The sequence below is a fragment of the Candidatus Competibacter phosphatis genome (assembly GCF_012939995.1).
GTDB lineage: Bacteria > Pseudomonadota > Gammaproteobacteria > Competibacterales > Competibacteraceae > Competibacter > Competibacter phosphatis.
Map to the genome: position 1 here is coordinate 54,542 of NZ_SPMZ01000036.1, position 12,190 is coordinate 66,731.

Here is a 12,190-nt window from a genome sequence, read left to right on the forward strand (position 1 = left end):
ATCCGTAATCCTGCATTGCCTTCATCATCATCGCCGGGACCGTCGATTTTTTGCCTCAAGCGTCATAATCCAATTGACGGTATTGTGGTATACAGGATTCCATCTGTGATTTTTCCCATGGATCACCATGTCGACGTTAAAATCTGCCACGCCTAGTGTTTTAACATTTACCCAATCGTGTGGCAGAGGAATCAGAATATCCGTGGACATGTGTAGGTGCGTCCAGTCCTTTCGGCCTTCGATGATGTCATAGATGACATGAGTCTTCAGACGTTTCGCGTGCTCTTCAACAATAGGTTTTGTCAACTTGATCTTTACCGTAGTGTGCCTTCCGCTTTTCGTGTAGACATCAGCATCGCCAGGCCCAACATCTTGCATTTTCAGTGATTCCCAATGAAAAATAATCAAAGTATTGTTCATTTGTGTGCTCCTTTCAGAATTTTCGTTCAATTCATCAACAAATAGAGTGTTGGTAGCTTAAGATTCGTGTATTATTTTTTTATCACCCCCTTTCTAAATAAAAGTGGATTGATTTCTAGCCTAAAAAACGTTAGCGTGCGGTACCAAAAAACCTTATAAATCAAATTGGAACGATTGTGCTAAGATTTAAAAGGCATCCAGTCAATCAATTTTCCTTGCCACTAGAATCAACGCTTCCCACTGCGCACAGCGGTTTCGGACTCCAATGAGTTCCATGACGGTGAAACCATGAGATTGCATTAACATGGTCAGGCACTTCCTCGACCAGCGTTGCATGTGGCCGCCGTCCCATACCGCGAAGCGCGGCAGATTCCACCACTCGCGCACGGTGATCAGCAGGTTTCTCAGGTAGCCGCCATAAGGCATCGACAAGACAAGGATGCCGCCTTGCTGAAGATTTACGGCGGCCAGCTTGACCAGTGCGGAGGGTCTAGAAAACGGTTCGCCTGATTCGATACTGACCGCCATGTCGAAAGGCGCTGCCTTGATCGAATCACTGTTAGGGCCTACCAGTGGCGGGTAAGAACGAACCGCCGGTGGGAATTCAGCCGTGTTGGCCGCGCTGCCCTCTTCGGGTTCCATGCTAGCCACGGTATAACCCGCATGATGTAAGTCGTGGCACAACGGCAGAGTGCCGCACCCGATTCCAAGAATCCGCATCGCTCCGTGATGGGCGATGATGTGCAATACCACGGATCGAATTCGTGGATTCAGGCTAAAGGGTTCCGTGCCGAATTGGCGGGAAGGAACTGATTCGATGGCCTGACCGGCATTCATGGGAGTGTCCTTGCGAGTCTGATCGCGAAGGGTTCCGCATCGGTGAATCCCCACCCTTCACGTATCGTTTGTTGGGGTCATTCACGCATTTTTCCCGACGGTCAGATGTGAGCTGCTTCACGTTTCATCGGTTTTTTTCGGGAGCGCGCGTCGATTCGCCGGTTTTTTCGGGAACGCGAGTGAAGTCGGAGACACCGCCATCCTCTCCCGCCACGGGAAGGGACGCCAGTCAGCAAGGAGGGAGGTCAGATATTGGTGGTACGGCTTGAATGAGCCAGTTGACTCAACGCGACGGGTTGCAGGAGGGTGATATAGCCCTGTTTGATGGCGAGCAGCCCTTCCGTTCGCCAGAGCCGCAGTTGTTTGTTGACACTCTCGCGGCTGGCGGCGACGAGGTTGCCGATTTCCTGCTGCGAGAGCTTTTGATCGATGCGGACCCCTGCCGGGGTGACCGATCCCTGGGTTGCGGCCAGCTTGAGCAGCAGCCGAGCCAGGCGGGCGGGCAGATTCTGGAAAGCCAGCCGCTCGATGAAGTCGCTGGTGGTGCGTACCCGCCCGCACAGCACGGCGAGCAGGCGAATCGCGACTTGCGGATGGCGCTCCAGGAACGGGATGAAATCGGAACGCGCCAGCATGAACAGCACGCAATCTCCGACCGCGATGGCGTCTGCGGTGCGGGTCTGGCCGTCCAACAGGGCGATCTCACCGAAGCATTCCCCCGGCTGGGTCATGGCAAAAATCAACTCCTTGCCTTCATCGGACACGATGCTGATTTTGACCTGCCCCCGCAGCACCAGCATCATGCCGTTGCCGGGGTCGCCCCGCTGAAAAATCGTCCGGCCGTCGTTAAATCGCCGCTCGACACCCAACAGGAGGAGTTGCTCGCGTTCGGTTGCCTCTAGGTGGCTGAATAGCTCATGTTGAGCTAAGGCAGTGCGTTTATCGATGGGCGGCATTGGTTCCGGATCATTCCGTCATTCTTCCAGGGTTGGCTCCCCGGTCATCAGTAGCGGCGGTGTTCAATCCCACCTGTTCCAGCAAGGCTGCCCGCTGCTCCCGTAAGTGGCGATCCGCCGGGTCGGCGTCGATTTGCTCGGACAATGTGCCGATGGCGTCGTACCAGAATCCTTCCTGGGCGTACAGAAACGGCAATGCCCTTGGATTGGCCCGACTTAGTTGGGTGGCGAGTGTTGGAGAGGGCTGAACCCGTTTGATCGTTCCGCTGGCGATGATGTCGCTCGCGCGCTGCTTGGGGTCGATCACGGCGGCGATGACCCATTGATACTCGACCTCGGGTTGGAGGGTGTGGTTGAGGGGTAGGGCGTGAATACCCGGCCGGGAGGCGGGTATTTTCATCTCGACCAGCGGTTTGATGGAGTGGTCGTCGTTCAGGGTGAATTCCACCGGGGCGGTCACTGCCTGGGAAGCGTACCAATACAAGGTTGGCCGGGCCTGGTGGGTCAGGCCGGTGCTTTCAGGGGCGAGCACACTGAGGATCAATCCGCCGTCCGATCCGCCCCGGTTGGCGCCGCCGACCCGGGTGGCGGGCGCACCGCGCAGCGGCGGCCGGTAAACGGGTGTCTGACTGGCGGTGGGCGGTGGTTGCGCGGTTTGGGCGGCGGGTTTCGGTCGCGTGTTATCGACAGGGGGCTGCGTTTGCGCACGGCTGGGCGTTGCCAAGATGGGGAACACCAGGGCCAAGCCGACGAGTAGGGATATACGGAGTTTGCTCATGATGGGAAGTCTCTGGAGGCCAGACGTTGTCATCGATTGCCAAAGCCCTGGGCAGCGGTTGCGAACGTGGAGGCGGATGAGAGTGCGGGCGGTGTGGCCTCGCTCAGGGTCGGCGGCGCGGCGCGACAACGCACTGGGTGGGCGGTCGCTGGATCATCCGGACCGGGTAGCAGCCCGCCGCGCCCCTGCACGATGAAGCGGCTGCGGCTGTCTGGATCGCTGGTCCCGCAGCGGTCGCCGAGCTGGTCGGCGGCACTCAGGTAGTTGGTTGGTAGTACGGTTAGACTGCCGCTGAGGTCAGTGTTGGGGGTGTTGTTTTGTACGGTGCCGTCGTTGCCGGTGATGCGCGAGGAGGCATTCAGCACTTGATCGGTGCTGGCGGCGTCGTGTAGGAACACCTCGGCGTTGATGAGGATGTTGCCGCCCCGACCCTGGTTGGCTTGGGCAGTAATAGTGCTGCCATTTAGGGCGACGATGTTGCCGCTGTTGATGGTGACGTTGCCGCCTTCGGTGTCGAAGCCGCCGTAGACGGTGGCGCTGATTGCACCGCCGTTGAACAGCCTGAGACGAGCGACGTCGAGGGTGATGTTGCCGCCACTGGTCGTCGCCGAGGCGGCGCTGATCTGCCCACCGTTTCGCACCGTGAGGGTGTCGGCGATGGTCAGATTGATTGTGCCCCCATCACCCGCGGAGTCAGATTCGGCGCTACTGGCGATACCGGTAAAGAATGAAGTATTCCGGCCATCGATGAGCAGATTCCGCGCGGTGATTGCCACGTCGCCAGCATTGCCGTCGCCGAAGGTGACGGCGCTGATGGCGCCGCCGTTTTGCACCGTGATGTTTTCGGCGATGTTCAGTTTGACCGCGCCCCCATTACCCGTGGAGTAGCGCTCAGTGCGGCTGCCGATGCCGGTAGAGGGATCATCGGCATTCTGGCCGTCGATGAGCAGATTCCGCGCCGTGATCGTTACGTCCCCAGCGTCGCCCGCGCCGGAGGTGGAGGCGCCGACTCGCCCGCCGTTTTGCACCGTGATGTTATCGGCGACAGTCAGTTTGACCGCGCCCCCGTCACCCGTGGAGCCGGACCCAGTGAGGCTGCCGATACCGGTAAGGACATGATGAACATTCTGGCCGTCGACGAGCACATTCCGCGCCGTGATCGTCACATCCCCGGCCTGACCTGAACTAGAGGTCCCGGTGGTGATCCCGCTGCCATTGAGTATATTCAGGTCATGGGCGGAAAAACTGATTGAGCCGCCTGTCCCCGAGCCCCGCACACCGGCGCCAAGCCAGGCGCCTTGATCGAACCGGACATTTCCGGCTATTGCGACATCCACATCCCGTCCAGCCCGCGCCCCATGGGTATCGGCGAATACCCCTCCCCCCTCGATTGACCCACCGTCCACCGCGAATGAAGATGGCTCCACCGCCTTCGCCGCTGGTGTCGAGATCGCCCAAGGGTATTTCGCCAAGCGGTTCGCCAATATCGACCGTCACCCGCGCCACTACCGGATCGCGCTCTATTGTCAATGCCCCCAGCGTACCAAAGCCCTGCATCACCAAATCATGGTCCGTGGGCAGCACCTCCCCGGCCGAACCGACCGTCGCCAGGTCGATCCGCCCCGCCGGGGCGTACAGTGTGGCATTGTTCAGCGTGATGTCCCCACCGATCAGAGACAGGGTTTGTCCGTCCGGCACGCGCAGGAAACCACCGTTGACGGTGATCGGCGCGGGCGGGTCGAGAAAACCAAACGCCGCCACTGGCGCGACCGTCAGCACGCTGTTGCCGGGAGTATGGGCATCGAATCGCCCGCCGTCGCCCAGGCGCAGATAATCGGCGGTACTGACATGCACCGAACCGGACACATCCAGCGTGGCATTCTCCCCGAACAGCAGCCCCGCTGGATTGAGCAGGTACAGATTCGCCCCCGGAATGGTCGAGCGGATCATCCCGTCAATGAACGAGGCTTCACCGCCGGTGACCCGGCCGATGATGTTGTTCACCGAATTGGGACCGCTGAAGGTGGCGGATTCGCCGGTATCGATGGAGAACTGGCCGAAGCTGTGGAACAGGTTGCCGCCTACCTGCTGGCCCAGATCGGCGGGAATCTGATAATTCGGCCCTGGCAGCGCCCCGCCCTGGCCCAGCGTGCCGTCCGTGGTTACTCCAGCGTGGGTGGGAAGCGCGAGGGTCATGGTGAATGCGGTTGCGGCTATACCGATAAGACACCGCCGGGTGTCGGTAAAACGGGATGTGTTCATGGGAGATGACCTCACAGCCAGTTGCCGATCAACAGGAACGGCGACCAATAGCCAGGGTGCTGGTAGCGCTGGTCGGCCAGCAATCGGACTTGCGCCCGTTGCAATGCCTTAGCCTTGGACAAGTCCGGGTTTCGCAACTGCCGGTAGAACTCAGTCACCAGCAACGACGATGCTTGATCGTTGATGAACCACAGAGTTGCCAACGCACTACGAGCGCCAGCCTTGACCGCGACGCCCGCCAGCCCCAGCGCGGCGCGGTCGTCGCCGGCTGCGGTCTGGCAGGCGCTCAGCGTTAGCAGTTCCACCGGTTGGTCCCGGTATTGGCTGAGCGCCATGAAGCGCTCCAGCCGGTCCAGGGTCAGCTTGTCGTCAAAGGTCAATAGGAAAGTATTGCGCACGTCGCCGGCAAACTCGCCGTGCGAGGCGATGTGAACGATGGAATAGGGTGTTTCCCGCAATTCCCGCTGGACGGTCGCCAAGTCAAAATCCTCATTTTCCAACACGGTGCCACCGTAAGCGGCGTGAATGGCGTCCAGCTCTCCTTGCACGTAGTTCAGTGGCGGGAAACCCTGCACCGTTTCGGTCAGGCCGTTGAGTAAGGGCCGAATTTTCTGACGCGGGATCGGACGCAGATCGGTCAGGGTCAGGCCGGGCGTGGTGGCGATCGCGTAGCGGCTGATCAGAAAGCCCTGACCGTCGTGCAGGGCCGCCAGCGGCACGGTGCGCAACGGCCCATCCGGCACGATGACCAGCGTTTCGACTCGCCGGGCGTCTAGTTCGTCTTGCAACGGGCCGATCAGCCAGCCGTGCAAGCGTTGGGCGAGCGGCAGATATTCGCGACTGGTGCGTTTCTCCAGAGTACGCCGGAATTCGTGCACGGTATTGGTAAAAGTGTCGCGGTCCACCCGCACTGTAACCTGCTGAATGCCGTCCGCGGTGTTCAACAGCACTTCCAGTCGGTCGGGCAGCAAGATCGGATACAGCACGGCGGTGCGCGGTGGCGGCCGTTCCAGGGCGACGGTGCGCGATTGCAGCGCGGTCACGCATTCGTCCCGGAAGTAGTCGCGCACCTCGGCGGTTTTCAGCGCCTCCATGGTATCGCGCGCGGCCCGAAGATCCGCTTCGCGGGCGGCGGCCGGCTGGCCGGCGGCGCGTTGCAACAGGAGGTCGGCCAGTTCCAGGAACGCATCGCCGACGCTGGCCCGGAAGGAAACGGCCTCACTCGCCCATGCCGGGATCAAGTCCTGGCGGATGGATTGTAGGTTCGCGACTGCCTGCCGGTAGGCCAGAATGGCGCCGTCACGGTCGCCCTGGGTTTTGAGCAGGCGGCCGATTTGCCATTGCCAGCGGTACAGTAGTTCCGGGGCGTCGGCTTGCTGGGCGACGAACGCGGCTTGCCGATACAGCATCAGCGCCTCGGCGGGATGACCCTCATCCTGTTGCAACCACGCCTGATAGCCCAAGGCGTACGACAGGCCGGGCTGGTCGTCCAGCGTACGGGCCATGATGGCGGCGGCGGTGAAATCCTGGAGGGACTGGGTTCGTTGCGGAGCGGACGCGCCGGGCAGCGTGCGGCGCAGTTGGCCGATGGCGAGCAGGTGATACACCTTGTCGTGACTGGCGGGCAGGGTTGGCAGCAGCCGGGCGGCTTCGGCCAACAAGGTGCCGACGCGGCGGTTCTCCCCGTCCCGCGCGGCCTGGCGGGCGTTGTTGATCAGCACGGCGACGATCAGTGGCCCGTCTTGCACCTGTCGGGCCAGGGTCAAGCTGTCCTCATAGGCGGTGCGAGCGGCGCGGTCGTCGCCTTGCCCGGTAGCCAGATTGCCCAAGTGGTTAAGGCTCGTGGCCGCGATGCGCGGTGCGTTGGCTTGCCGGGCCAGAGCCACGCTGTTTTCCAGTATCCGGCGGGCGTCCTCGCTCGCGCCGGTCAGCCGCAGGGTCTCGCCCAATTCACCTAGCACGACGGCGCGACGGGCCGGGTCGTCCAGAGATTCGGCCAGCGGTTGCGCGGCGCGCAGCGCAGCGAGGGCGTTGCGGGACTGACCCGAGGCCCGATAGGCGTCAGCCTGTTGCAACAGGGCATCGATTCGTTCGGTGCGCGCTTCGGTCTCGGTGGCTGATGGTGATGCGGCGACTGCGGCCAGCAGCCAGAAAACCAGCAGAGCAACCGGCGCGACCAATGGCGGAAGTGGCAAAAATCGATGTGCGCGATGGTTCATGATGGAATGCTCGCTCTCGCGCTCCCGATAAATCTCATTTAAATATAATAGTCAAGCGATGTTTATAAGATCAATAAAAACAAATAGTTGATTAATGTTAATTGGTCAATGCATCGACAGGCCCATACGGTTGATGCGTGTGTCTCGGGAGGCAACAACGATTAAGAGACTGATGCGAAATTTGTCTCTTTTTCAAAATGGTAAGCTGTTGTGAGAAACCCATGATCCGGGTCGATAAGGCACGGTGGCGATGGCTTCCGGAGCGACTGACCCGCTGGCGTGCACCGGTCGTGTGCTTGTTGCTTGGCCACCTGGTGTTCGCCGGTATGGTGGGTCTGTGGCAGGCTGGCATGCTGCAAGCTCTGGAACTGCTTGGCTACGATCAGGGCTTGCGCTGGCAGGCGCCGGCGCCGCTCGACGAGCGGATCGTGCTGATCGGCGAGACGGAAGCCGACATCCATCGTTGGGGATATCCACTGCCGGATGGCGTTTTGGCCGAAGCACTGGAACGTTTGGCGCAAGGGCGACCGCGCGTGATCGGTGTCGATAAATACCGCGATATCCCGGTGCCTCCGGGCAGCGAGCGCTTGGACCAGGTGCTCCGCCGCCATCCGGAGATCGTCTGGGTGACGAAATTCGGCAATTTCGCCGCTCACGATCCCGCCGTGGCTCCGCCCCCCGCTCTGGCGGACACCGATCGGACGGGCTTCAGCGATATTCCCATCGACGAGGACGGCCTGACCCGACGCGGGCTGCTGTTTCTCGATGATGGTCGGCAGGTTTCCACCGCCTTCGCCCTGGTCATGGCTCTGCGTTATCTGCGGCCGGAGCGCATCGTTCCCCAGGGTGACTCCCAATATTCCGACCATCTGCGGCTGGGCGCGACCACGATTCCGCCGCTGGAGACGGACGCGGGGGCCTACGTTCGTGCCGATACCGCCGGCTATCAATACCTGCTGGACTATCGGAGCCGATTGAGCGCCGCGCGGATTTACACTCTGACCGACCTGCTGCAAGGGCGGCTGCCAGCGGTGCAACTCGCCGATAAGATCGTGTTGCTGGGCGGAATGGCGGAGAGCCTGCGCGACGATTTTCAGATCCCCACCCGTCGTTTTTTGGCCGATGCGTTGTCGTTTCCAATACCAGCGGGCGGCGCCAACGGACGGATCGCCGGGGTCGTGCTCCACGCCCTGCAGGTCGATCAGTTACTGCGGTTCGCCTTGGCGGGCGATTCCCCCATCCGTGGCCTGCCGGACTGTGCCGAGGCCGGCTGGTTGTGGCTGTGGTGCCTGGCCGGAGCCGGGTTGGCTTTGAGTCGAGTCCGTTTCTGGGGCCTGCTGACGTTGATGGCGGGTGCGCTGATCCTGTTGGCGGGAATTTGGTGGATCGTTTTCCTGCATCAAATCTGGTTGCCACTGGCCGCGCCGGTATTGGGGCTGACCGCCGCCGTCGCCCTGTCCGCCGCCTATCTCTCGGTGCACGATCATGTCGAGCGTCGCTTGTTGATGAGCCTGTTCGCTCGCCAGGCCGCGCCGGAGGTGGCGGATATGCTTTGGCGGGAACGTGCTCGGCTGGTTGCGGGCGGACGACTGCTGCCCCAACACTTGACCGCCACTGTGTTGTTTGCCGATATCCGGGGGTTCGCCTCGATCGCCGAAAACCTGGAGCCGGCCCAACTCATGGATTGGTTGAACGTTTACATGGCGGCGATGACGCAAGCGGTCATGGCGCATGGCGGGATGGTCAGGCAATACGTCGGCGATGAAGTCATGGCCTTATTCGGAGTGCCTGCCCCGCGTCGGGTCGAGGCGGAGGTCGCCAGGGATGCGGCGCGGGCGGTTGAGTGTGCCTTGGCGATGGGCGAGCGTCTGCGGCAATTGAACGCGGATTGGGCGCAACACGGATTGCCGGTCGCCGCCGTGCGGATCGGTATTTACACCGGACCGCTGGTGGCGGGCAGTCTGGGGGACAGCCAGCGTTTTGAATATGCCGTGGTCGGCGACACCGTCAACATCGCCTCGCGCCTGGAGAACTTCGATAAGGACGCGCATCACCCCGTCGATGGCTTCTGTCGTGTGCTGGTTGGTGACGCCACCTTGCGTTATCTAGGCGGTCGGTTCCAGGTGACCGGGTTGGGCCAGGTCAGGTTCAAGGGCAAAAAGCAAGAGATCGCCGTCTATCGTGTGGATGGCGATCTCTCTGAATGATGCTTCGGTTTGCTCGATTTACACCAGATTATGCAGCCGACTCATGTGTTGATAGGCGATGCCGGACACATCGCGGATGACATCGCCACGATTGTCCTTCCAGGCCCGGTAGTGTTTGGTCGGTCGGGCCTTCTCGATGATGCCGATGAAGGTGTAGGGGTAACGGCCGCCGTTGCGCCCCTGCGCGACCAGGATACCCATGTTGCCGCATAGCCGCGCGGTGGTTCCGGTCTTGTCGAATACCCAGGTTTGCCGCGCCACCTCGTCCGCGCCGGTGTACACCCGGTCGCGGTTGGGTAGATTCATCAGCCGCTTCAGTTCGTTGGAGAACGGGAGCTGGTTGTACCAGAGCGCGTACAGAAAGCGATGGTAATCGAGCGCGGAAGCCTTGTTGCGGTAACTGCGGCCGCCGGTGGGAATACGCTCGACGATACGGGTATTCCGGAAAATACCGGGATGGTAGCGCTTGAGCGTGTGCTCCGCTTCGACCGGGCCGCTGCGACGGCTGGTTTGATTCAGCAAGCGAATGAAGTAATTGGTGGCGCTGTTGTCGCTGTACTGGATCATCGCTTCCATGCGCATGCGGTGGTAGGGAGTGTAGCGTAGCTTGCCCTCCAGCACCTTGTAGAAGAAGGCCAGCGCAATGAAGGGTTTGATCATGCTGGCGCTTTGGTAGGGGATATTGGCGTTGATGGCGGTCAGGTACTGCCGGCTGGTGAAGTCGTAGACCAGCCAAGCGGTACGTTCATTGGCCGCGATCCGGCCAGACAGGCGCAAGTATTTGATGTGATTGTCAATCGCTGCGGTCAATGCACTCATGGCCGAGGGATGGGTCGTGGGTGGATAGCGGCGCTGGGCTGCTTCGCCGGTTGGCGAGACCAGTCCGCCGCAGGTGGCGGCCGCGAGTAGAGCCGTTATTTTGGCCAGAAACACGCGTTTCGAGGGATCGGCGACCGAACTGGAATCGATGGAAGCGTCCGAGAGGGAGGGTTCGGTGAATAACATAAGACGAACTCCAGTCAGGCAAGGCTGGCGCGAGGGCTAGCGGAAAAATCTATGAGCGGGCGAGATGAAAATCAACGATGACCGGGTAATGATCGGAGCCGAGGGTTGGGCCGGTTTCCCGGCGCAGGATTTCGACGCCGTCGGAGTACAACGCGTGGTCGATCGGAATCCAGAGCGGTGCCAGACCGACCGGCCAAGACGGCAGGATACCACGACCGTCCGCGCTGTCGCGCAGGCCGGAGTCGGTCAGCAGTCGTGCGAAATAGGGCGACCACGGGGAAACGTTCAGATCGCCCAGCAGCAGCAGCGGGTGTCGGGCTTGCCGGGCGAACAGCGCCAGGGCCGCCAGTTGCTCGTTGCGGTTTTGGGCGGCCTCGGCGCTGACGGGAGGCAACGGATGGGTGCCCACCAGGATAAGACGGCGTTCGCCAACCGCAATCTCGGCGGTGATCGAAGGCAGTCCCGCCACGCCGAATTGCATGATTTCGGTCCGCAAGAACGGTTGCCGGCCGAGCAGGGCGATCCCGAAATTGTCTTCCCGAGGCGCAACGGCACGATGCGGGTAGCGGCCGTCGAATTCGGTCAGTCGTTCGAGCAGCCAGGGCGTGACTTCCAGCAGTACGATGAAATCGGGTTCGTACTTGAGGATGGCGCGGCGCATTTTCGGGTAATCGCGGTTGGCGGCGTTGACGTTGGCCAGTAGTACCCGAAAAGTGGCTTGGTCGGCGCCGGGATGAACGGCGGCTTCGGCCAGGGGTAGCAGACGCGGTGCAAGGCACATCGCGTTCAACACGGCAAACGCACCAAAGACCGCTGCCCACCGATAGCGGCGCCGGTACAGCAACAACGGCAGGCACAACCCCAAGGTGAGCGCGTACTGAGGCCGGAAATGGGAAGCCAGTTCGAAGACCCACCAGATCTGTCCGCCGAACCCGATCAGGCTGGCGGCGCAGATCAGTGCGCCCGAAGTGGTTAACAATCCCGTCAAGGTGATGCGGCCGGTGGTTTGCATGCTTGAATTCCTCGCACTCCGTCGGGGAGTGCAAGCCGGCGCCAGATCGGTTCCCGAGCTTGCCGGCATTAGGGAAAACCATGATGTTTCCCACGAAATCCCTTATTTACTCCCCTAGGCCAGATCGTAATATTAGCCATGTTGAATTTAAGGATTAAGCGTATAAAATTACACCAAAAAAATCAAGAACGGTTCGCGATCGTGGCCACGCGGGGAGAGGCGTGGCATTACCCAACCACCAAATTCGAGGAATCCAAGGCTAATGAAAAGCGACATCACCCGACAGGTGAAGGCCAAGCGCAGCGGAAGCGAAGGTCTGGTCCCTGTGGATAAGCATAGTTGTCCGTATCGTGGGGAAGCGTCGTGCGTGAGCCCCAGTGGAGGCAGCTACTGCGGCGGTTATGGCGGGGATGTGCCCGTTAGAGGCACCCAACTGCATACCGTTCGCTGCTTGGAAGAGAATAACGCCGATTTTGTGCTGTACAACTGGATGA

Annotated in this window: 10 protein-coding genes; 1 reads left to right on the top strand and 9 read right to left on the bottom strand. The window is 60.9% G+C overall.

What is annotated here, in order from left to right:
- Positions 1 to 27 precede the first annotated feature (27 nt).
- The 7 genes from E4P82_RS12865 to E4P82_RS12895 all read right to left on the bottom strand — a co-directional run bounded on the left by E4P82_RS12865 (position 28) and on the right by E4P82_RS12895 (position 7,472).
- On the bottom strand, positions 28 to 420 hold the full coding sequence (locus E4P82_RS12865; protein WP_169249260.1) for a hypothetical protein: 393 nt from the start codon (positions 418 to 420) through the stop codon (positions 28 to 30).
- A 201-nt stretch (positions 421 to 621) separates the two neighbouring features.
- Positions 622 to 1,257 carry a methyltransferase domain-containing protein gene (locus E4P82_RS12870; RefSeq protein WP_169249261.1) on the bottom strand — a complete coding sequence of 212 codons (636 nt, stop codon included), beginning with the start codon at positions 1,255 to 1,257 and terminating at the stop codon, positions 622 to 624.
- A gap of 245 nt (positions 1,258 to 1,502) precedes the next feature.
- Positions 1,503 to 2,213 carry a Crp/Fnr family transcriptional regulator gene (locus tag E4P82_RS12875; RefSeq protein ID WP_169249262.1) on the bottom strand — a complete coding sequence of 237 codons (711 nt, stop codon included), beginning with the start codon at positions 2,211 to 2,213 and terminating at the stop codon, positions 1,503 to 1,505.
- A gap of 10 nt (positions 2,214 to 2,223) precedes the next feature.
- Entirely contained in the window at positions 2,224 to 2,991 is a 768-nt protein-coding gene (locus tag E4P82_RS12880; protein WP_169249263.1) for a DUF928 domain-containing protein, read from the bottom strand.
- 29 nt (positions 2,992 to 3,020) lie between these two features.
- A complete protein-coding gene (locus tag E4P82_RS12885) occupies positions 3,021 to 4,157 on the bottom strand; it encodes an S-layer family protein (RefSeq protein ID WP_169249264.1) in 1,137 nt (378 codons plus the stop codon).
- A gap of 64 nt (positions 4,158 to 4,221) precedes the next feature.
- On the bottom strand, positions 4,222 to 5,187 hold the full coding sequence (locus E4P82_RS12890) for a filamentous hemagglutinin N-terminal domain-containing protein (RefSeq protein ID WP_169249265.1): 966 nt from the start codon (positions 5,185 to 5,187) through the stop codon (positions 4,222 to 4,224).
- Positions 5,188 to 5,264: 77 nt separating this feature from the next.
- Positions 5,265 to 7,472 (bottom strand): CHAT domain-containing protein, encoded by a 2,208-nt coding sequence (locus E4P82_RS12895; RefSeq protein WP_169249266.1) that lies wholly within the window; start codon positions 7,470 to 7,472, stop codon positions 5,265 to 5,267.
- A 221-nt stretch (positions 7,473 to 7,693) separates the two neighbouring features.
- On the opposite strand from E4P82_RS12895, the gene E4P82_RS12900 reads away from it, so the two are divergent.
- On the top strand, positions 7,694 to 9,679 hold the full coding sequence (locus E4P82_RS12900) for a CHASE2 domain-containing protein (protein WP_169249267.1): 1,986 nt from the start codon (positions 7,694 to 7,696) through the stop codon (positions 9,677 to 9,679).
- Between the two features lie 18 nt (positions 9,680 to 9,697).
- Here E4P82_RS12900 and E4P82_RS12905 read toward each other — a convergent pair whose 3' ends face one another.
- Together E4P82_RS12905 and E4P82_RS12910 are read right to left on the bottom strand one after the other, a co-directional pair.
- Positions 9,698 to 10,684, bottom strand: coding sequence for a serine hydrolase (locus tag E4P82_RS12905; RefSeq protein ID WP_169249268.1), 987 nt, complete (start codon positions 10,682 to 10,684; stop codon positions 9,698 to 9,700).
- A gap of 49 nt (positions 10,685 to 10,733) precedes the next feature.
- A complete protein-coding gene (locus tag E4P82_RS12910) occupies positions 10,734 to 11,696 on the bottom strand; it encodes an endonuclease/exonuclease/phosphatase family protein (RefSeq protein ID WP_169249269.1) in 963 nt (320 codons plus the stop codon).
- Positions 11,697 to 12,190: the final 494 nt, after the last annotated feature.